The following is a 19,967-nucleotide window of genomic DNA, read 5'->3' as shown; positions in this document are numbered from 1 at the left end:
GAACTGCTTTTTGACGTAATGTAAAGCTTTTAGGCAGCGGTGGTTACGATCCCAAATGTCCTCCGGCGCCAGAAGGCATCCCCAACAATAAAGTCGGATTTTTCTAGGACTTCGCTGTTGTGCGAAATCCTTATAGTAGAGTGATTTAACCTAAACGCGCCACCAGGCTGTCAGCGCTCAAGTGTGTGTATCGCTTCAGCATTGAGAGCTCTTTATGTCCGGAGATCGTGCTGACTTCCATAATGTTCAAACCCAGTTCAAAGAAACGACTGACAGCTTCGTGACGCAGATCATGGAATTTGAGATCTATAATACCGGAACGTTTGATGACGCGCTTCCATGTTTGATCAAAGGCTGAGATTGTCATTCCAAAAGGCATAGATTGATCTGTGCTGTCATTATCATGAAGCGACATCAACGCTTCATATGCGCGTTGTGATAATGGAACTTCCCGGCTCGTTCCGTTCTTAGTCAGTGCTAATGATATCACCCGGCGGTTATGTGAGATATCGCTCCATTTGAGTCCCAGAAGCTCACCACGGCGCATTCCGGTCTCAATGGCTACAATGACAAGCGCACGGAAGCATGCGACTCTACCGTCGTCACAGGCGTCTAATAAGCGTTGTTCTTCCGATGCGTTGAGACGACGTGATCTGGCATTATTGATTGTTGGGCGTCTGATCATTTTCACGACGTTCTGGGCAAGGGGATAACCCCAATCACGCATGGCGACATCTAGCACATGGCTGAGTATAGCAAGCTCACGCACGGCTGTAGCTGGTCTGACTGTCTTCAGGCGTTCGTCACGGAATGATGCAATGTCTTGCTGTGACAAGCCAATCAGCGTCCGGTAAGCAAGATCATGACGCTGTAGCACGCCCAGGCGCTGTATCTCTTGGGTAGCGCCACGTTTTGTTGGCGACACCTCTTCGGCGTATCGATTCATCAACGCGCCGAGCGTAGTGCTTTCAAGAATGCGCGTGTCTTGTGCAGCACCGAACTTGTCGACCTGATTTTCCAGCTCACGCGCCCATTTTTCGGCTTCTGTTTTGCTGTCGAATGATTTGCAGCGTGGTTTCATACCACGTCTGCGGACTTGTGCTTGCCAACGTCCTCTGAGTTTGCGGATGGTAGCCATTGCATGATCTCCAATTGGTATTGAAAATCAAGCGTAGGATGCCCTGGATGAGGTGCCAAGGATATCTCTTAATTTATAGGCTAGATGCTACTTAAATCAAATGAATCAATGATCAAGCTGTGTGCTTGTAAGTTCGCTTCGATTGTTGTTACATGAACGGTCTTGGAGATTGGTAGTATAAATATGTGCTCAATGAAAATCACGCAAAGCGCACCGAGTTATGATGAATTAGAGGCGTTATTTGTCAATAACGATGCACTGCAGCGTATCGAAGCTTCTCTTAATCGCTTTAACCCAATCAAAGTTATGAAGATGGAAGGAATGGAAATTCGCCACTCTGCCATTCTCGCTTGGTTGCTGAATCCAAAAGAGACGCATGGTCTGGGTGATCATTTCTTGAGGGCATTTTTGTCTGAAGCAATCAAGGGAGACAGCGGTAAAAAACCCAATGCTCTTCAAATTTCGCAAAGTGATATGCGTGATGCAGATGTTAGATGCGAGTGGAATAATATTGATATTTTTATATTGTCACCGCAGAATCGTTGGGCCTTCATCGTAGAGAACAAAGTTCATAGCCGACAGCACAAAGGACAGCTTACCAAATATCGTGAGCGTATAATGGAGTTGTTCCGGGCGCAGAGCACGACCCAGGCATCTGTGTCGACGATTGATATTCGTGGGGTTTTTTTGACGCTACATGAAGAGATAGCCGAAGACACAGAATATACGTCGATAAAATATAATAAAATTTGCAGCTTTTTAAAGCGATATCTTGAACAAGAAGCCTATCTTCTCTCACCGGAAGTCACGACTTTTCTCACTCATTATTTGCATATTCTGGAGGAGCTCACCGGTATGAGCAAAGAGCGATCTGAAATGGAAAATTTGGCGCGCCAGCTGTATCGAGACCATAAGAAAGTTTTGGACTTCGTTATAGAACATGGCTCAGGGTCAGATTTTGCGTTGGCAGTTCATCGCGTATTTGGAGACAATCCTAAACGGGGTGAGCAGGTCATAATAGGTGACACTAAATATATCTATTCTGGGCTTACGAAGAGCAATGTAAGCTTTCTGCCATTTAGCTGGTTTGAAGCGTTGGATGGGACCAATAGACAATGGCCAGGCTGTGAAAGCTGGTGGGGTGGCTATCCGTTTATTGTCTGGGCAGAAATTTGGGCCGGGGACGATGGCACCAAAGGCCATATAAAGCTGAATGCAGAAGTTGGCCCAATTTCTGATTACCAAATTCGGAAAGGCATAATTGATGCGATCAAGGTGTCGGCAATTGAGAAGGGCATGGGGCGGGTTCAGTTTCAAAATGGCGCTGCCGATGAGGGTCGCCTCTATTCAAAATTTTTGAGAAAAAATACCATTGTCATTAATGACGTTCACGACACTGATGAAATAGAGCAAAAATTGAAACAGCTTCTGGCCGACTTCAATCCGGAATTTGATCTCGTAGCCGGTATAATATCTGAATTCTTGCATTACGGAAAACTTAAGTCATGATTTGCAGCGTGGCTTCATGCCACGTCTGTGCACCAACGGTTGTCTGTGCCATCCAGACGAGATTGACGATATTGAGTAGTATACACCACTGCAGAGCGACCAAGGTGCCGTTCTGTAACTCATCGTTGTGTCTACGCATTTTTAAACCTGAAGATTTTGCAGGGCTAATCTGTCTTTATTTGTAAAAGTTCTAATAATTGCAGGGTTAACTAGCTAGGAATATTCCTGCCGGTGATTTGATATAGAGGCATTCTTGATGCAAGGCTTGATCTACACAGTGAACCCAGACGGCACTCTCCAACGCATGACGCCTTCCGCCCCAGAAAACGAAGATCGCATGCAGTTTTTAGTCGCCCAATATCCGGAGTTGATATCAGATGGTGACGGGGAGTTGTTGCTTATTAAACGCGAACAAGCCATCCGAGACAGTGAGCAAGGTTCCGGACGGTGGTCTGTAGATCATTTGTTCGTTACTAGAGCGGCTGTTCCGGTGCTCGTTGAGCTTAAGCGAGCTGTAGACACAAGGTTGAGGCGAGAAGTAATCGGACAAATGCTTGAATATGCAGCTAACGCTACAGCTTACTGGCAGCCAGGTAAGATTGCTGAAAGTTTCGCTGTGACTGCACTTCAGGAGGGTGCAGAGCCCGACAAGATTTTGGCTGATTTTATTGGTGAGCAGGATCCTGCCGACTTCTGGAACCAGGTTGACGCTAACTTCAGAGCGGGGCAAGTCAAATTGGTTTTTGTCGCCGATGAAATATCTCGGGAACTGGCTCGTATCATAGAGTTCTTGAATGACCAAATGCGCGCAGACGTCCGCGCTGTTGAGCTGCGGTGGTATACAAGTGCTGTTGGTCATACAACACTAAGCCCTCGCATAATAGGTGAGACAGAAAGAACTGCGTCAGCGAAACGGCTTTCTCAATCATTAGAGCCGATCGCGATAACAGAATGGCTAGAAACCCATATTCGGCCGTTAGGTGCAGATTTTGAGAGGGGCGCATCGCAATTTCTGGCTGCAATCGATAATTGGCGTGCAAAGCCAGTGATTTCGAGCACACATGCGTCACTCTATGTGATGATTACTGATCACAATGACAAGCCACTCTATCCGCTTCACTTATGGGCGGCGAAGGGTGAGATATCTTTCTCATTGAAGTGGCTTTTTAAACAGCCTGCCTTCTCCGACGAAGGTATCAGGCGCGAACTTTATGACCAACTTGTAGAAATTGTTGGTCCGCTGTCGACCGGAAATTTGGCTGGCTTCCCATCATTCCTGGCTAAGCAACTGGCCTCTGATGACATTGCGGCGAAATTCACTGTCTGGGGCTCACAGCTTGTTGAACGAATAAAGCATGGTGTTTCATAAGGGCAAATATGCCCCGCTAGTGTGTCCATGTAGTTCCCTGATCGATCCCATGTGATCTCCAACGTATAGTGAAGACCAGGCGCAGAGACACCTAATGTGTCGGAACTGCAAAGGTGTTGGAAGCTGCCACATTCCGGGAGGTCTTGCGCATTACAACAACGACAGACTTCCCATTGCTAGCAACATGTCAGGATGATGATCTATGCCAGGACACATCTTTTGAATGACAAGGGATGTGTCTAGTGGCGCAAATTAATTATCTACACGCAACAAAAGAATTTAAAATATATAGCTCCTATGTAATTCAGCATCACTTGGCTTTAATTAGCATATTCCACGTATGTAATATCTCTTGGTGTGAAAGGAGCCAGTCACGGAGCTCCTTTGCTTTTAGAATTCCAGCCTTCAAAGACTCAGTTTGCTTATCAAAGTCCTTTTGATTGTCTACCGGTTCTGTTGGTAGCAGCATTTTCATGCCAGGGTTCGGTCGGTTTTTGGTTGGTTTGTCGGCCGTGAATATTGCTCCTAAATTGGATGCATCTGCATTTAACTGCGGCAGAACATGTGGAAGAGCTGCACCCCAACCTGCGAATGTAATGGCGACATAGTTTGCTCGGTGTTCGGAACCTCGACCTAATTCATGTGCGAAGCGGCGCGGTCTAATCACTTCAGGTAGTTTTGAAAAAGACGCGGCTTGATCAAAGATCATAGAAGTGCTTTCTCGAGGATTAGCAGACTTGCGCATGCTGGGGCCCGGGATGATTTCGGGTGCCAGGATGGCTAACAACGCAACATACTTCGCATTGAAGTCACCGACAACTTTGTCAGGTATGGGGGTATATCCCCGGCGGTGTTTATATATTGCCTGATCAAGTATGGCACTGCGAAAGCTATAGCGAAGCACCAGATCACTACCAACTTCGGTAAGTAGCTTGCGAAAAAAATCTGAGATTGTCTCATAAGATACAATGCTATCAAACTTGCTAGTGAAATTGTGGTGCTGCCGAGAGTAAGCCTCGGGACACGTTATGAGCATAGATCTATTCTGGAAAGCTCCGTCAAGTGTGGCTAGTTCTTCACGGTAACTTTCAGCTTGATCTGGCTGTTCGCTCGCATCTAGCTTGTTTTCTATGAGTATTGCTGAGCGGCTTTTGTCTTGGTGGTAGATATCGACGAATATGTCAATTTCTCGCCTTGAACGCGTGCGACGTTTGCTATGCTTCACATCCCATGAGGCTATAGGAGACAGGATGCCGGCTTGTGCAGCAATCCAGGTTGTAAACTCTAATGAAGAATGAAGCTCTTCTACCAGAAGCAAATCGATGTCACGTTCTGTTGCATGGCTTAAAGTTGGAATGAATTCATCGTTCAAACATATTCTCCAAGGTATGAAATGTTTAAATGAACACTATCCCGTAAATTAAATGCTATGCAAGTCTAGGGCGTATGGTGGTTGAATACGATATGTAGCCTGCGTGCCTTGAGCGTGGCCCTTGATAATATACCAATAAGGGACTGCGTGACAGAATGCCGACCGCAAGGGTTAATTTTTACTAAATAATTGATTTTATTGTATAAACTGGCGGAGAGGGTGGGATTCGAACCCACGATGGAGTTACCCCCACGCCGCATTTCGAGTGCGGTACTTTCAACCACTCAGCCACCTCTCCGCTGTATTGTGATATCTAAATCTCAGGCTAAAAGCCTTCGCAAATATCAAATTCACACGATTTGCTGAATGTGCGTTGCGCTCATAACGCGGCAGACTCATTTAGACAAGTCCCAATCGCTTAGAAATACTATTATTTCCCATATATCTTGTTTGGTGTCCTTAAAAACCTTGACGCGCAGCTGTTTTTGCCACTATATGCGGCCACGTCGTAGAGGGTGAGAATCCTCTTTGGCTCTTGTTGTGTGTTTGTCAAAACTTAAACTTATGTTTTTGCTCAGATAAATATTTAAACTGTCACGACTGACAAGAAGACGGCCCCCGTGAAACGGGAGAGCCGGAAACGAACAACCGAAAGGAAAACAAATGTTCGCAGTCATCAAAACCGGTGGTAAGCAGTATCGCGTTGCCGCCAATGATGTGATTAAAGTTGAAAAAGTTGCCGGTGAAGCCGGTGATGTTGTAGAGTTTGTAGAAGTTCTGCTCGTTGGCGAAGGCGAAAATGCCACGCTCGGTGCTCCGCTTGTTGCCGGTGCTGTTGTAACCGCTGAAGTGGTTGAGCAGGGTCGTGCGAAAAAAGTTATCGCTTTCAAAAAGCGTCGCCGTCAGAACTCCAAGCGTACCCGCGGTCATCGTCAGGAACTGACGACAATCCGTATTTCGGAAATCCTCACCGGTGGTGCTAAGCCATCTGCGAAAGCCAAAGCTGCGCCTAAAAAGGCTGCACCTAAAGCTGAAGCTGCTGAGTAATTAACGAGTTAAAGGAGAATACCGATGGCACATAAGAAAGCTGGCGGTTCATCGCGTAACGGTCGCGATTCAGAGTCGAAACGCCTTGGCGTGAAAAAGTTCGGTAGCGAAGCTGTTATCGCGGGCAATATCATTATTCGCCAGCGTGGCACACAGTGGCATCCGGGTGCAAATGTTGGCATGGGTAAAGATCATACCCTGTTCGCAAAGGCTGACGGCGTTGTGTCTTTCAAGACAAAAGCAAACGGCCGAACCTTTGTATCCGTGAACCCGATGGCAGAAGCTGCGGAGTAACCGGTGCTCCATTCATATACCGGTGTTCCTGTCGAACCCGATATATGAAGCCGCATTACGGACAAAATATTGAAGGGGAGACGGGAAACCGTCTCCCCTTTTTTATTTTCCCCGGAGGATGGCCGGTAAGGCCTGAAGTCAACAATGACAAAACTACAGAGTGGAACAGGATTAAACGGTGATAGTCAGCGGACAGGGGCTCAGGCTAACCTGACTGCAGATGTTGATCTGAAAGGCGCAGGGCTGACAGGCGCCTATGGAGCGGATGTCGCTTTGCGGGATTCTCCCGTACAGCTCACTGAACGGCTTGTACTGCGCCCGCCGCATGAGGAAGATATTGATGCCATCACCGTGCTCGCGGACAATATCAATGTGGCGCGCATGCTCACGCGCTTGCCGCATCCTTATTCTCGTGACCATGCGGTCGATTTTATCAAGCTGGCTGCTTCAGGTGCGATCGGACAGTTCGCTTATGCGATCACACTGGCTGAAACGGGCGAGTTTATCGGCAGTATCACATTGCATGACCACAAATATGGTTCTGGTTATGAAATCGGTTACTGGCTTGGTGAGCCTTACTGGGGCAAAGGCTATGCGACAGAGGCAACTGCTGCATTGATTGATCTGTCATTTAGGGAATTATCGCTGGAGCAGATTTATATCAGTGCGCAAAGCCGCAATGAAGGTTCAAAGCGCGTGATTGAAAAATGCGGCTTCAGACATACCGGTTCTGCTGTCGGTCACTCTGGTGTTGATGGTGATGTGCCGGTGGAATGCTACATCATGACCCGTCAGCAATGGCTGGAATTACGTGGCGCAGGCCAGTAATTCTATGCCGTGTATACTGGCGGATAACAGATTGTCGGATATTCAATGTGTAACTCTGATGACAACACAGATATCCGGCAGTTTTCAAACCTGCTTTTTTGCTGTATTGGCACGGTCACACTATATTATTTGAATTTGCAGACGTTTCGGACTGCAATTTATCGTCTCTAAATATCGGATTTTCCGAGAGCCGGCTTTGTGCCGGAAAAGGTAAGCACATGAAATTTCTCGACCAGACAAAAATTTATATCCGCGCCGGTGATGGCGGCGCTGGTGCGGTTTCGTTCCGGCGTGAGAAGTTTCTGGAATTCGGTGGTCCGGACGGCGGTGACGGTGGTCGTGGCGGTGACGTCTGGGCAGAGGTCGTTAATGGCCTGAATACCCTGATTGATTATCGCTATCAGCAGCATTTCCGGGGAAAAACCGGTATGCATGGCATGGGTCGCAATATGACCGGCGGTAAGGGCGAAGATGTCATTCTGAAAGTGCCGGTTGGTACGCAGATTTTTGAAGAAGACAATGAAACGCTGATCTGCGATCTGACAACTGTTGGCCAGCGCTATCGCTTGGCTAAGGGCGGAAACGGCGGTTTCGGTAACCTGCATTTCAAAACCTCGACCAATCAGGCACCACGTCGCGCCAATCCGGGTCTGGAAGGTATTGAACGCACCTTGTGGCTGCGTCTGAAGCTGATTGCTGATGCCGGTCTGGTCGGTTTGCCAAATGCCGGTAAGTCAACTTTCCTTGCCAGTGTCACAGCGGCCAAACCTAAGATTGCCGATTATCCTTTCACGACTCTGCATCCGAACCTTGGTGTTGCGCGTGTGGATGCCCGTGAGTTTGTGATTGCTGACATTCCGGGCCTGATTGAAGGTGCGAGCGAAGGCATCGGTCTTGGTGATCGTTTCCTTGGTCACGTGGAGCGCACCCGTGTGCTGTTGCATCTGATTTCCGCACAGGAAGAAGATGTGGCAAAGGCCTATACAGTGATCCGTGGTGAGCTCGAAGCCTATGGTCATGGCCTTACTGACAAGATTGAAATTGTAGCGCTGTCGCAAGTTGATACGCTTGATCCGGATGCCCGCAAAGCGAAGATTAAAGCCCTGAAAAAAGCATGCGGCCGTGAGCCGTTGCTGCTGTCGGCTGTGAGCCGCGAAGGCATTGAAACAACATTGCGCGAACTGGCACGGATTATTGATCAAAGCCGCGCTGAAGAAGCTGATCTGGAAGCTGCAAAAGCGGAAGCCAGAAACCAGTCCGATACAAGAAAGAAATGAGCAGATCATGACGATCGGAGCGCTGAAAAATTATCGTCGCATTGTGGTGAAAATCGGCTCAGCGCTTCTGGTGGATCGGGCTCAGGGGCTGAAGCAGCAATGGCTGGAAAGTCTGGGGGCAGATATTGCTGCCTTGCAGGCTGAGGGCGTGGAAGTACTGGTCGTATCCTCCGGTGCGGTCGCGCTGGGGCGTACGGTGCTGGGGCTTCCGGCCGGTACGCTTAAGCTGGAAGAAAGTCAGGCTTCGGCTGCGGCAGGGCAGATTGCTCTGGCCAAAGCCTATGCCGATGTGCTGGGGGCGCATCAGATCAGGGCGGGGCAGGTACTGCTCACATTGTCTGATACGGAAGAACGCCGCCGTTACCTCAACGCACGCGCAACGATTGAAACCTTGCTGAAACTCAAGGCCGTACCGATCATCAATGAAAATGATACGGTTGCGACCAATGAAATCCGCTATGGCGATAATGACCGCTTGGCTGCCCGTGTGGCAACGATGATCGGTGCTGATCTGCTTATTCTGCTGTCCGATATTGACGGACTTTATACGGCACCGCCGCATAAAGACCCGAATGCGCAGTTTTTAGCCGTAGTTGAAACCATTACGCCGGATATTGAAGCTATGGCCGGTGTTGCTGCTTCTGAATTGTCACGCGGCGGGATGAAAACCAAGCTGGATGCGGGCAAGATTGCCAATGCGGCAGGCACGGCGATGATCATCACATCCGGCACACGGATGAACCCGCTGGCAGCGATTGATCGCGGTGAACGGTCAACTTTGTTTAAAGCCTCTGATGCGCCGGTCAATGCGTGGAAAATCTGGATTTCCGGTCATCTCGATGCGGCTGGGCAATTGGTGATTGATGACGGTGCCTTGAAAGCGCTGAAGTCCGGTAAATCTCTGCTGCCTGCCGGTGTGCGGGAAGTGCGCGGCGACTTCCAGCGTGGCGATACGGTTTCGATTCTCAATCTGGAAGGCCGTGAAGTTGCACGTGGTCTTGCCGGTTATGATGCTGTGGATGCAGTGAAAATCGCCGGTCATAAGAGTGGCGAGATTGAAGATATTCTCGGTTATTTCGCGCGTTCATCTATGGTGCATCGCAATGATCTGGTGATCCGTGGTAACCGCTCGCAAGATGTTGCCGTCGCTGAGGGGGAAATGTGCGATGCTGGATAAGCCGGATAATCTGACTGTTACTGAACTGATGGCCGAGCTTGGCCGTAAAGCGCGTGCTGCCGCAGGACCTCTTGCAATTGCCAGTGCGGAGCGCAAACATGCAGCTCTTATTGGTATGGCAGAGGCGTTGTTGCGTCGTAAAGATTTGATCCTCAATGCCAATGTGCTGGATGTCGCTGCCGCTGAAGCCGCAGGCACTGCTGCATCCTTCATCGACCGTTTGAAACTGGATGAAACACGCATTCGCGCTATGGCCGATGGTATCCGCGCGATTGCAGCTTTGAGAGATCCGGTTGGCGAAATAATGACCGAGTGGGATCGCCCGAATGGTCTGCATATTGAGCGCGTGCGCACGCCGCTTGGTGTGATTGGTGTGATTTATGAAAGCCGCCCGAATGTGACGGCAGATGCCGGTGCGCTGTGCCTGAAAGCCGGCAATGCGGTGATCCTGCGCGGTGGCTCAGACTCTGCCCATTCATCCCGTGAAATTCATGCTGCTTTGGCAGAAGGTCTGAAAGCTGCCGGACTGCCGGAAGCGGCGATTCAGATGGTGCCGGTGACAGATCGCGCGGCAGTCGGTGAAATGCTCAAAGGCCTCAACGGTGCGATTGATGTGATCGTGCCGCGTGGTGGCAAAAGCCTTGTTTCCCGTGTGCAGGAAGAGGCGCGGGTGCCGGTTTTCGCGCATCTGGAAGGCCTGTGCCATATTTATGTAGATGCCAGTGCTGACCTTGAGATGGCGAAAGCAATTACACTCAATGCCAAAATGCGCCGGACAGGCATTTGCGGTGCAACCGAGACTTTGCTGGTTGATCGTGAAGTGGCTAAGACGCATCTGGTGCCGGTTCTTGATACGCTGGCAAAGGCCGGTTGTGTGATCCGTGGTGATGCAGAGGTTTGCACTCTTTATCCTCAAGCAGAGCCTGCCACAGCAGAAGACTGGGCAACGGAATATCTTGATGCGATTATTTCGGTAGCGCTGGTTGATGGTATCGATGGTGCATTGCAGCATATCAACCGCTATTCATCCCATCACACGGAAGCGGTGATTGCGGAAGATAGTGCTGTTGTTGAGCGGTTCTTTAACGAGATTGATTCAGCCATTTTGTTGCACAATGCCTCGACGCAATTTGCGGATGGCGGTGAGTTCGGCATGGGTGCGGAAATCGGTATCGCGACCGGCAAAATGCATGCGCGCGGGCCGGTTGGGGTTGAGCAGCTCACTTCCTTCAAGTACCGCGTGCGCGGTAACGGTCAGACACGGGTTTAAATAGCACTCATGTCCAAACCAGTGAAAGATCAAACTGACAAGACCGCTTTGCCGCAAGCGTTTCAGGATGTTCCGCAGGATTATCTGCAAATGCCTGCCACCCGCAAAGGTGCAAAAATCGGTTTGTTTGGCGGTTCTTTCAATCCGCCGCATGCAGGCCATGTTCTGGTGGCAGAACTGGCGCTGGAGCGGCTGGGGCTGGATCAGGTCTGGTGGATGGTAACGCCCGGAAATCCGCTGAAAGATGTGAGCGAACTGGCGCCGCTGTCCAAGCGCATTGCTCTGAGTGAGGCGCTGATGCGTGATAAGCGCATTCACGTCACGGCATTTGAAGCGGTCTATCAGGTGCGCTATACAGCGGATACGCTGGCACTGGTGCGTAAACATAATCCGGATATGCATCTGGTCTGGATTATGGGCGCAGATAATCTGATGAATTTCCACCATTGGCAGGAATGGGATGAGATTGCCCGCACCTATCCGATTGCGGTGATCAACCGGCCTGGTTCCAATATGGCAGCAGAAGATTCTGTGATGGCACAGCAATTCGGTGCTGCACGTCTGCCGGAAACTGAAGCAGACAGACTTGCGGTTACGCCGGCTCCGGCATGGGTTTTTATCCACGGGCCGCAGTCAGATCTGTCATCAACACAATTACGTCAGCAAACCGCAGGCGAATAGTGAACGAAATCAGCAATTTATTTTTGCTGTCAATTTTACAAAGTTCTGCGTCTTGAAACAGACACAGGACTCTGCCACTTTTATAGTTACACGGGGCGTAGTTACCGTGTGGCGTTGTTCTTTACGGAAAGGTACTCATTGAGAACAGCAATTGAAAAGAAGGGTGTTATCACGCCTTCACCAGCTGAGGTCAGCGGCGAAGCCACTGTGTCTCATGCTTTAGAAGTTCTGCTGGCAAGTCTTGAAGACTCCAAGGCCGAAGATATCATTTCCATTGATCTGCGCGGTAAATCCGCTCTGGGCGATTATATGGTGATCGCTTCCGGTCGTTCGCAGCGCCATGTTGGTGCGGTGGCCGATCATGCTTTGCGCGCGTTGAAAGAAATCGGCGTTCGCGATGTTCAGATCGAAGGTCTTGAATCAGCAGACTGGGTTCTGGTTGATACGGGTGATATCATCATCCACATTTTCCATCCGGAAATCCGCGAATTTTATAATATCGAAAAAATCTGGCTCACACCGGATGCGGCTGAATTTAATCCGCTTAAAAAACCAGTGCATTAATATGCACGACTGTTTCCAAAAGCGGGCATGCCGGTTTGTGACGGCTTGCCACTTTTGGGTGCAGATACTGATGCAGCCTGAAGCTGCCCGACTTTGAAGTGCGGGCAGAGGTTTTTGATTATGCGTGTTACAGTTTATGCGGTCGGAAAAATGAAAGCAGGTCCTGAGAGGGAGCTGGCTGAGCGCTATTTCGACCGCTTCTCCAAAGCCGGTTCTGCTTTGGGTTTTGAGTTTACCGGTGTCAGTGAGATTACGGAAAGCAGAGGCGGCAGTGCCGATCAGCGTAAGGCTGATGAGGCTGCGCGCGTCTATGAAGCGCTGGACAACGGTGCTGCGCTGATCCTGATGGACGAGCGTGGCAAAGAGTTTGGCTCTGAGGCTTTTGCCGAACAAATGGGCAAAATCCGTGATGGCGGCAAAAGACAGCTGATATTGGCGATTGGCGGGCCGGATGGTCATGATCCGCAATTGCGGGCACGGGCTGATCTGGTGCTGGCAATGGGCAAGATGACATGGCCGCATCAGCTGGCACGTATTCTGATTGCTGAACAATTATACCGTGCCGTGACAATCCTCTCCGGACATCCTTATCATCGGGTGTGACAGATAATTGTGCTGCGGATAATCTTTGTTATATATTCGTGGCTACAATCGGAACATCATAATGGGCCAGTGTCAGACTTTTGATGAATAATAACAGCATTCCCTTCCGGCAAAATTTGATGAACCGCATTTGTGCCGGTCAGGCCGGATGCGTTTTGTCTGCCGGTTTGTTTATGCTGATGTCAGGTCTGGCTCATGCTCAGGAGCAAACGCCTGTCGTTTCTCCACCTTTGCCGCTGGAACAGCAGCACAATCAGGTTTCAGGTAGTCTCGATGCAATTAACAGCGAAATCGCGCTGTCCAAAGAGAAATTACAGCAACTTGAGACAAGTGTCGCAGAGCTGAAAAAAGATCAGACGACGATTACAGCTGCGCTGATTCAATCCGCCAAGACGGACAAGAAACTCTCAGAAGATATTGAAGCTGCCAGTCAGAAACTCACTGCGCTCAGCGAGCAGGAAGACGGTATCCGGCTGTCATTGCGCGCAAGGCGCACAGTTCTTGCCGAAGTGCTGGCTGCTTTGCAGCGCATGGGGCTGAATCCGCCGCCTGCCATTCTGGTGCGACCGGATGATGCGCTGGCCTCTGTGCGTTCGGCCGTGCTGCTCGGTGCGGTCGTGCCGGAAATGCGGGCGCAAACGCTGGAATTGATGGCTGATCTCAAAGAGATGCAGCGCTTGCAGGCATCCATCAAGGAAGAGCAGACGCGCCTGACCGCCAGTCGCACAGCGCAAGCAGAAGAGCGGCAAAAACAGGAATTGCTGCTGCAGGAGAAGCAAAAGCTCTATAGCCAGTCTGAAGAAGAGTTAAAGGCTGAGCAGCTTCATGCGGAGGAGCTTGCCAAAAAAGCGACCAGCCTGAAGGATCTGATTGCTTCCCTGCAAGGGCGTATGGATAAAGTGCGCACCGCCGCTGATGCAGCCCGCGAGGCGGAAGAGCAGCGGCTGGCACAGGGGCAGGAGCGCGCGGCGCAGTCGGATGAGAATTTTCTTGTCTCCCGTGCGGATTTTGCCTCCCTGCGCGGGCAGCTGGTTATGCCTGCCAGCGGCAAAATCACTAAAAAGTTTGGCCAGAAAGATGATTTCGGACGGCCGCAAGCCGGAGAAATGCTGCAAACACCGCGAAATGCCACGATTACGTCACCTTCTGATGGCGTTGTGCTTTATGCAGGCTCATTTCGCTCCTATGGGCAACTCTTAATCCTTGATGTTGGCGGCGGATATCATATCGTCATGGCAGGGTTAAGCAGAATCAATGTTGCGCAGGGGCGGTTTGTACTGGCTGGTGAGCCGGTCGGCACTATGGGGGATAAGCTTTTAACCAGTGTTGCCTCACTGGGGAGTAGCAATTCTTCACCGATGCTTTACATAGAATTTCGAAAAGATGGGAAATCCGTCGATCCGACCCCGTGGTGGGCCGAGCGGCATTCCGGAAGGACACAAGATGATACGTAAACTGTCGCTTCTTTTCGCAGGTGCCTTAATGGGGGCTTCGGCGATGGTTGCTGTGCAGGGAGCTCCGGCTTCTTCTGCCAACGCTGCCAGTAACGACACCTATAAAGAGCTCGCAATTTTCGGCGATATTTTTGAACGTGTGCGCCAGCAATATGTGACGCCGCCGGAAGATAAAAAGCTGATCGAAACTGCGATCAACGGCATGCTGACCTCGCTTGATCCGCACTCTTCCTATCTCAACCCTGAGGCTGCGCAGGATATGCGCGTACAGACCAAGGGCGAGTTCGGTGGTCTTGGTATTGAAGTGACGATGGAAAATGATCTGGTAAAGGTCATTGCGCCGATTGACGATACGCCAGCATCCAAAGCCGGTGTTTTGGCGGGCGACCTGATCACGCAGATCAATGGTGCGGAAGTTCGCGGTCTGACGTTGAATGATGCCGTTGATAAAATGCGCGGGCCGGTTGATGAAGCGATTGAACTGACCCTGATCCGTCAGGGTGCTGATAAGCCGATCAAGCTGTCGATCAAGCGCGCGATCATCAAGGTGAAAGCTGTTCGCTACCGCGTTGAGAATGACGTTGGCTATCTGCGTGTGATTTCCTTCACCGAGAAGACCTCCGATGATCTGACAAAGGCAATCAAGGATATTCAGTCTCAGGTGCCTGAGGACAAGCTGAAAGGTTTTGTGCTCGATCTGCGTCTCAATCCGGGTGGTCTGCTTGATCAGGCGGTGTCTGTGTCCGATGCCTTCCTCGATAAGGGTGAAGTTGTTTCAACCCGTGGCCGTGATCCGCAGGATGTAACACGCTTTGATGCCCGTTCCGGTGATCTGACCAAAGGCAAGCCGGTGATCGTGCTGATCAATGGCGGTTCCGCCAGTGCGTCTGAGATCGTGGCCGGTGCCTTGCAGGATCATCGCCGTGCGACTGTCCTGGGAACACAGTCCTTTGGTAAGGGCTCTGTACAGACCATTATCCCACTGGGTGAAAACGGTTCGCTGCGTTTGACGACAGCGCTCTATTACACGCCTTCAGGCAAATCCATTCAGGGTAAGGGCATCACACCGGATATCAAGGTTGAACAGCCGCTGCCGGATGAGCTGAAAGGCCGTGATGTGACGACCAAGGGTGAGGCCGGTCTGAAAGGTCATATCAAGGGCGCAGAGGAAGATGATGCCGGTTCAGGTTCATCAGCCTATGTACCGCTGGAGCCGAAGGATGATCTTCAGCTGGGCGAAGCGTTGAAACTGCTGCGCGGTGAAACGACAAGTGCAGCTTTCCCGCCGGATCCTAAAAAAGATTTGCCAAAGCCGGATAAAAAATAAGCTTATACAGTATGAAAAACGCGGGGCAGTTCCCGCGTTTTTTGTCTGTAGTTTTTAGAGCATAATTTTAAAGTGTTAGAGTGACCTTTGTGTGCCACGTCTGGCACACGGCGCTCTAAAGCATAAACTGAAGAGAGCAGAATGACTGAAAAGCGTGATCTCGCATCGCTGCCTTACCGCCCGTGTGTGGGCATTATGGTTCTGAACCGCGAAGGCAAAGTCTGGGCAGGACGACGCATCGTTGAGCCGAATGGCGAGATGGAAGGTGCAACACAGCTCTGGCAAATGCCGCAGGGCGGTATTGATGCCGGAGAAGATCCTGCAATTGCATCGCTGCGTGAACTTTACGAAGAAACGGGTATGCGCACAGTCAGCCTTCTGGCAGAGGCACCGGACTGGATTAATTATGATCTGCCGGAGCATCTGATCGGTATTGCTTTGAAAGGCAAATATCGCGGTCAGACACAGCGCTGGTTCGCCTATCGTTTTGAAGGTGATGAGAACGAGATTGCGATCAATCCGCCGCCCGGTGGCCATGAGGCCGAGTTTGATATGTGGGCATGGAAACCGATGTTGGAATTACCGGAGCTGATCGTGCCGTTTAAGCGCGGTGTTTACGATCAGGTTATTCAGGCCTTCAGACATTTGGTTTGAGGTTATGCTTCTATAAAAACGCCGCTCTAAACTATTTGTTTTGACGCGTATTCCGAAAACCGTTTCATACTTTTCGGGATATTCTCAACAGCAACGTTTTTTATGCCGGATCGAAGCGCATATTATTTGCAGGCGCATTGAGCCGGAACTCCAGCCCTGAAGGCAGATAGTGCAGCTCTGCGGTTGCGCCAAGGCTGGCCGCGAGTGTGCGTTCAATCAGGCGTGAGCCAAAGCCGCGGCGTGCCGGTTTTGTAACCGGCGGGCCGTTGCTTTCTGTCCAGTAAAACAGGAAGCGGTCGTTCTCAAAGAGCCAGCGGATTTCAATATGTCCGGCAGGTGTTGAAAGTGCGCCATATTTGACGGCATTGGTGCCCAGCTCGTGCAGCGCCATGACCAAGGATAAAGACTGTCTGGAGCCCAGTGTAACCGAGCGGCCATTGATACTGATGCGGCGTTTATCTGCACCGGCATGCACGGACAGGCTGTTTGCCACAATTTGTTTGAGGTCGGCACTCGCAGAATTTGCCCCTTGGGTCAGCACGTCCTGTGCTTTGCTTAAGGCCATAATACGGGCTTCAAAAGCGGATCTTGCCTCTTCGGCGCTGGTCGTGTTGCGCAAGGTCTGGTTGGCAATACCCTGAATGACGGCAAGAATATTCTTACTGCGATGTGCCAGCTCCGCAGTCAGCATTGCCTGCTGCTCTTCGGCAAATTTACGGGCGGTGATATCCTGCACAATGCCGCGTAAGCGGATTGTTTTGCCTTGTTCGTCGCTGAGGAGTTCCGTCGACAGAGCAACCCAGCGTTCCTCATGATTATCCAGCCGGTGAATGCAGTATTCGCTGTGGCCTGAGACAGGTAAAGAAAGAGCCGCAGGATTTGCGGTTTTGCATTGATCGGGCTTTTGCCCCGTTTTACTCTCCGGTGTCATCAGCTTTTCAAAGAGCTCAATCGTAATATTGGCATCAGGCGCTATACCGTAAATATGCCGGATCTGATTGGTGACAGTGATTGTACGGTTTGCCAAGTGAATATCAAAAGCACCGATACCACCCGCCTCCTGTGAAAGGCGGAGCATTTCTTCCTGCTCACGCAGACGTTCCTGCTGTTCGCGATGAAGCGTGCGGTCAATGAGGATTTTCAGAAAACCCTGCACGCACCCGTCTTGATCATAAAGCGGCAATAACTGTCCGCTTGCCCAAAACCGGCTACCGTCTTTGCGCATGTGCCAGCGCTCAACGGCATCCTGCCGGTGATGCAGGGCACTGACGCGGCGTATTTCCGGTATGTTTTTTTCCCTCTCTTCCGGTGTGAAAAGAATGTCGACCGCGGATTTGAGCATTTCTGCTTCAGTCCAGCCGAACAATCTTTGTGCGCCTGCATTCCAGCTGGTGACCTGACCGCTTAATGTGGTGGTGATAATGGCGTAATCGAGTGCATTGTCGATGATCAACTGGTTCAGTTGTTCTTTATATTGTTGATGGTGGTGGAGATTTTGCATCTCCATATGGGCACTGGCAATCTGTCCCAGTCTGCGCATATCTTTCAGCTGTCTGGCTGTCAGGGAGCGTGGTTGTTTGTCCAGTATCAGCAGGGTGCCGAATATCGTGCCGTCACGGGCTGCAAGCTTTAACCCTGCATAAAAGCGATAGGATGAGGAGCCTTGCACAAAGGGCTCGCCGGCAAAGACCGGTGTCATACTTGCATCGCTGATGATGAATATATCTTCAGCCATCAAAGTCTGGCGGCAAAAACTGTGACCGGCAGGCGGGGCATTCAAGTTAAGGCCATAGACCGCCTTGAAAATCTGCTGCTCCTGAGAGATGAGATTGATCGCTGCAACCGGCGCTTCACAAAGATTGGCTGCCAGCGCCACAAGATTATCAAGAACGGGATCAGTGTTACCGTTCATGACCGGAAAGCGCGGTAAAACAGCCTGAAATAATGCAGAGGCTTCCGACAGACCAGAAAGCTCATTGTCAGAAGGATCATTGCCAGAAAAATCAGTGATTGAGGCATCCCATCCGGTTTCCACCTGTGTATCCCCCATGTGAGCTTGTTATTACACGAATGTATAAACTTGCAGAATTTAAACAAGCATAATGTCACGCGGGCAGTATTGCCGTTTTTGGCGATGAAAATAAGGCGTTTCTTAAAACATTGTTAATTCGTGAAAATGCGGTTCTTTGCTTTGCAACGGAAAAGCAGGTTCGTGTGGCTGGATGCAGGATTAAAACGCGCGGCAGCATAGCCTGTTATATTTATTGGTTTAATTATGCAGCCATGTAGCATTTAATGCGTTATCCTGATGATGCGGTTGGCAAATTGTTGCAGCAACAATATTGCCGGATGCACAGTAAATTCCATGAAACAGCAAACGATTCATATCGGAGATAATAATGGGTGCAGAAAGTTTACTGGTCTTTCTTATCGTTGGTCTCGTTGCCGGCTGGCTTGCCGGACAGGTTGTCCGCGGTGGTGGTTTCGGCCTTTTGGGGAATCTCGTTGTCGGTGTGATCGGCGCATTTCTGGCCGGATGGTTGTTGCCGCGTCTGGGGTTTGCGGTCGGCGGCGGTGTGATCGCCTCGATCATTAATGCTTTTATCGGTGCGGTTATTCTGCTTGTTATTCTGAGACTTGTAAAACGAGCGTGATCTTTTAAAATCTGTTGTGCTGCAGCCTGCCGGAAAATAGTCCGGCAGGCTTCTGTTTGTTTTGACGCCTGTTTCGGGAATGATGATGACACCACCCGCCCGCTTACTGACCGGTCTGGTTCTGACGGCTGTTGCCGGTTTTGTGGATGCGCTCGCTTTCATAGAACTGGGCGGATATTTTGCTTCCTTTATGAGCGGGAATACAACGCAGCTCGGTCTGGCTATGAGCGGGCCGGATGGCAGAGCAGTACAACTGCTGCGCGGGCAGAGCCTCTTCATGCCGCTGTTGCTGATCGGCTTATTTTTCAGCGGCGCATTCATCGCCTCTTTTATCAGTGCACGGGAACAGCGCTGGTACTCAATACGCGTGTTGTTGATGGTGATTGCACTGCTTGCAGGTATTGTTCTGTTTGGGCAGCTGCTGCAGGAAACACGGATGCCGGTTATGCTGCTGGCAGCGGCAATGGGTGCGCAGAATGCGGTTTTTAAAGCGGATGGCGCGGCGCGTCTTGGTACGACTTTTGTAACGGGTACAATTTTTAATGCAGCGAGTGATCTGGCCAATGGTTTGCGCGGGCAAGTGCCGCGCCGCCGCTGGTTGCAGCATGTGTCTGTGTGGGTGTCACTGGTTATAGGCGCGGCTTCAGGTGCAGTCTTATACAATTATTTCGGACTGAATTCGCTGTTGCTGCCGGTCGTGGTGCTGTCGGTTATGCTTGGGCTGTTCATATCTAAAAAAGCATAGTCCG

20 protein-coding genes and 1 tRNA gene are annotated in these 19,967 nt (G+C 50.5%); 16 read left to right on the top strand and 5 right to left on the bottom strand.

Annotated elements, in window-relative coordinates:
* Positions 1-145 precede the first annotated feature (145 nt).
* Positions 146-1,138 (bottom strand): site-specific integrase, encoded by a 993-nt coding sequence (locus P8H26_RS10525; RefSeq protein ID WP_289387798.1) that lies wholly within the window; start codon positions 1,136-1,138, stop codon positions 146-148.
* Between the two features lie 192 nt (positions 1,139-1,330).
* Between P8H26_RS10525 and P8H26_RS10520 the strand changes: the two genes are divergently transcribed.
* Positions 1,331-2,647 carry a PD-(D/E)XK nuclease family protein gene (locus P8H26_RS10520; RefSeq protein WP_289632914.1) on the top strand — a complete coding sequence of 439 codons (1,317 nt, stop codon included), beginning with the start codon at positions 1,331-1,333 and terminating at the stop codon, positions 2,645-2,647.
* Here the strand turns inward: P8H26_RS10520 and P8H26_RS10515 are convergent.
* Complete coding sequence (locus tag P8H26_RS10515; RefSeq protein ID WP_289632913.1) at positions 2,637-2,786, bottom strand: hypothetical protein; 150 nt, start codon at positions 2,784-2,786, stop codon at positions 2,637-2,639. The genes P8H26_RS10520 and P8H26_RS10515 overlap by 11 nt on opposite strands.
* A 117-nt stretch (positions 2,787-2,903) precedes the next feature.
* Between P8H26_RS10515 and P8H26_RS10510 the strand changes: the two genes are divergently transcribed.
* A complete protein-coding gene (locus P8H26_RS10510) occupies positions 2,904-4,016 on the top strand; it encodes a hypothetical protein (protein WP_289387796.1) in 1,113 nt (370 codons plus the stop codon).
* 310 nt (positions 4,017-4,326) lie between these two features.
* Here the strand turns inward: P8H26_RS10510 and P8H26_RS10505 are convergent, their stop codons facing one another.
* Together P8H26_RS10505 and P8H26_RS10500 are read right to left on the bottom strand one after the other, a co-directional pair.
* Positions 4,327-5,388 carry a PD-(D/E)XK nuclease family protein gene (locus P8H26_RS10505; protein WP_289387795.1) on the bottom strand — a complete coding sequence of 354 codons (1,062 nt, stop codon included), beginning with the start codon at positions 5,386-5,388 and terminating at the stop codon, positions 4,327-4,329.
* A gap of 208 nt (positions 5,389-5,596) precedes the next feature.
* A tRNA-Ser gene (locus P8H26_RS10500) sits at positions 5,597-5,686 on the bottom strand.
* Between the two features lie 365 nt (positions 5,687-6,051).
* Between P8H26_RS10500 and rplU the strand changes: the two genes are divergently transcribed.
* The 12 genes from rplU (at position 6,052) to P8H26_RS10440 (ending at position 16,564) form a co-directional block, all read left to right on the top strand.
* Entirely contained in the window at positions 6,052-6,435 is a 384-nt protein-coding gene (gene rplU, locus P8H26_RS10495; RefSeq protein ID WP_289387794.1) for a 50S ribosomal protein L21, read from the top strand.
* Between the two features lie 24 nt (positions 6,436-6,459).
* Positions 6,460-6,729: a 50S ribosomal protein L27 gene (gene rpmA, locus P8H26_RS10490; RefSeq protein ID WP_289632912.1), complete on the top strand. Its 270-nt coding sequence runs from the start codon at positions 6,460-6,462 to the stop codon at positions 6,727-6,729.
* Between the two features lie 144 nt (positions 6,730-6,873).
* Positions 6,874-7,557 carry a GNAT family N-acetyltransferase gene (locus P8H26_RS10485; RefSeq protein ID WP_289632910.1) on the top strand — a complete coding sequence of 228 codons (684 nt, stop codon included), beginning with the start codon at positions 6,874-6,876 and terminating at the stop codon, positions 7,555-7,557.
* Between the two features lie 218 nt (positions 7,558-7,775).
* A complete protein-coding gene (obgE, locus tag P8H26_RS10480) occupies positions 7,776-8,834 on the top strand; it encodes a GTPase ObgE (protein ID WP_289632909.1) in 1,059 nt (352 codons plus the stop codon).
* A gap of 7 nt (positions 8,835-8,841) precedes the next feature.
* A complete protein-coding gene (proB, locus tag P8H26_RS10475) occupies positions 8,842-10,011 on the top strand; it encodes a glutamate 5-kinase (protein WP_289632908.1) in 1,170 nt (389 codons plus the stop codon).
* Positions 10,001-11,281 (top strand): glutamate-5-semialdehyde dehydrogenase, encoded by a 1,281-nt coding sequence (locus P8H26_RS10470; RefSeq protein WP_289632907.1) that lies wholly within the window; start codon positions 10,001-10,003, stop codon positions 11,279-11,281. The genes proB and P8H26_RS10470 overlap by 11 nt, the downstream gene beginning before the upstream one ends.
* A gap of 9 nt (positions 11,282-11,290) precedes the next feature.
* Positions 11,291-11,962, top strand: coding sequence for a nicotinate-nucleotide adenylyltransferase (locus tag P8H26_RS10465; protein WP_374708278.1), 672 nt, complete (start codon positions 11,291-11,293; stop codon positions 11,960-11,962).
* A 138-nt stretch (positions 11,963-12,100) separates the two neighbouring features.
* A complete protein-coding gene (rsfS, locus tag P8H26_RS10460) occupies positions 12,101-12,526 on the top strand; it encodes a ribosome silencing factor (RefSeq protein ID WP_289632906.1) in 426 nt (141 codons plus the stop codon).
* 120 nt (positions 12,527-12,646) lie between these two features.
* The gene (gene rlmH / locus P8H26_RS10455; protein ID WP_289632905.1) at positions 12,647-13,129 is read left to right on the top strand and encodes a 23S rRNA (pseudouridine(1915)-N(3))-methyltransferase RlmH; all 483 of its coding nucleotides are present in this window, start codon (positions 12,647-12,649) and stop codon (positions 13,127-13,129) included.
* 119 nt (positions 13,130-13,248) lie between these two features.
* Positions 13,249-14,583 (top strand): murein hydrolase activator EnvC, encoded by a 1,335-nt coding sequence (locus tag P8H26_RS10450; RefSeq protein WP_374708277.1) that lies wholly within the window; start codon positions 13,249-13,251, stop codon positions 14,581-14,583.
* On the top strand, positions 14,573-15,910 hold the full coding sequence (locus P8H26_RS10445) for a S41 family peptidase (protein ID WP_289632904.1): 1,338 nt from the start codon (positions 14,573-14,575) through the stop codon (positions 15,908-15,910). Before P8H26_RS10450 ends, P8H26_RS10445 begins: the two co-directional genes overlap by 11 nt.
* Before the next feature lie 141 nt (positions 15,911-16,051).
* Positions 16,052-16,564, top strand: a complete 513-nt coding sequence (locus tag P8H26_RS10440; protein ID WP_289632903.1) for an RNA pyrophosphohydrolase — start codon at positions 16,052-16,054, stop codon at positions 16,562-16,564.
* A gap of 100 nt (positions 16,565-16,664) precedes the next feature.
* On the opposite strand, the gene P8H26_RS10435 is transcribed toward P8H26_RS10440, so the two are convergent.
* A complete protein-coding gene (locus tag P8H26_RS10435; protein WP_289632902.1) occupies positions 16,665-18,614 on the bottom strand; it encodes a sensor histidine kinase in 1,950 nt (649 codons plus the stop codon).
* 349 nt (positions 18,615-18,963) lie between these two features.
* Here P8H26_RS10435 and P8H26_RS10430 point away from each other — a divergent pair, with 349 nt between their 5' ends.
* Complete coding sequence (locus P8H26_RS10430) at positions 18,964-19,218, top strand: GlsB/YeaQ/YmgE family stress response membrane protein (protein WP_289632900.1); 255 nt, start codon at positions 18,964-18,966, stop codon at positions 19,216-19,218.
* Between the two features lie 85 nt (positions 19,219-19,303).
* On the top strand, positions 19,304-19,963 hold the full coding sequence (locus P8H26_RS10425; protein WP_289632898.1) for a YoaK family protein: 660 nt from the start codon (positions 19,304-19,306) through the stop codon (positions 19,961-19,963).
* The last annotated feature ends 4 nt before the right edge of the window (positions 19,964-19,967 follow it).

Origin of the sequence: Pseudochrobactrum sp. sp1633 (genome assembly GCF_030376605.1) — a bacterium.
GTDB lineage: Bacteria > Pseudomonadota > Alphaproteobacteria > Rhizobiales > Rhizobiaceae > Pseudochrobactrum.
This window is presented reverse-complemented; position numbering and strand designations above follow the sequence as displayed.

Coding starts and splice junctions, on each gene's coding strand:
- P8H26_RS10525 (WP_289387798.1), bottom strand. CDS start 1,138: ATGGCTACCATCCGCAAACTCAGAGGACGTTGGCAAGCACAAGTCCGC.
- P8H26_RS10520 (WP_289632914.1), top strand. CDS start 1,331: ATGAAAATCACGCAAAGCGCACCGAGTTATGATGAATTAGAGGCGTTA.
- P8H26_RS10515 (WP_289632913.1), bottom strand. CDS start 2,786: ATGCGTAGACACAACGATGAGTTACAGAACGGCACCTTGGTCGCTCTG.
- P8H26_RS10510 (WP_289387796.1), top strand. CDS start 2,904: ATGCAAGGCTTGATCTACACAGTGAACCCAGACGGCACTCTCCAACGC.
- rplU (WP_289387794.1), top strand. CDS start 6,052: ATGTTCGCAGTCATCAAAACCGGTGGTAAGCAGTATCGCGTTGCCGCC.
- rpmA (WP_289632912.1), top strand. CDS start 6,460: ATGGCACATAAGAAAGCTGGCGGTTCATCGCGTAACGGTCGCGATTCA.
- P8H26_RS10485 (WP_289632910.1), top strand. CDS start 6,874: ATGACAAAACTACAGAGTGGAACAGGATTAAACGGTGATAGTCAGCGG.
- obgE (WP_289632909.1), top strand. CDS start 7,776: ATGAAATTTCTCGACCAGACAAAAATTTATATCCGCGCCGGTGATGGC.
- proB (WP_289632908.1), top strand. CDS start 8,842: ATGACGATCGGAGCGCTGAAAAATTATCGTCGCATTGTGGTGAAAATC.
- P8H26_RS10470 (WP_289632907.1), top strand. CDS start 10,001: ATGCTGGATAAGCCGGATAATCTGACTGTTACTGAACTGATGGCCGAG.
- P8H26_RS10465 (WP_374708278.1), top strand. CDS start 11,291: ATGTCCAAACCAGTGAAAGATCAAACTGACAAGACCGCTTTGCCGCAA.
- rlmH (WP_289632905.1), top strand. CDS start 12,647: ATGCGTGTTACAGTTTATGCGGTCGGAAAAATGAAAGCAGGTCCTGAG.
- P8H26_RS10450 (WP_374708277.1), top strand. CDS start 13,249: ATGAACCGCATTTGTGCCGGTCAGGCCGGATGCGTTTTGTCTGCCGGT.
- P8H26_RS10445 (WP_289632904.1), top strand. CDS start 14,573: ATGATACGTAAACTGTCGCTTCTTTTCGCAGGTGCCTTAATGGGGGCT.
- P8H26_RS10440 (WP_289632903.1), top strand. CDS start 16,052: ATGACTGAAAAGCGTGATCTCGCATCGCTGCCTTACCGCCCGTGTGTG.
- P8H26_RS10435 (WP_289632902.1), bottom strand. CDS start 18,614: ATGGGGGATACACAGGTGGAAACCGGATGGGATGCCTCAATCACTGAT.
- P8H26_RS10430 (WP_289632900.1), top strand. CDS start 18,964: ATGGGTGCAGAAAGTTTACTGGTCTTTCTTATCGTTGGTCTCGTTGCC.
- P8H26_RS10425 (WP_289632898.1), top strand. CDS start 19,304: ATGACACCACCCGCCCGCTTACTGACCGGTCTGGTTCTGACGGCTGTT.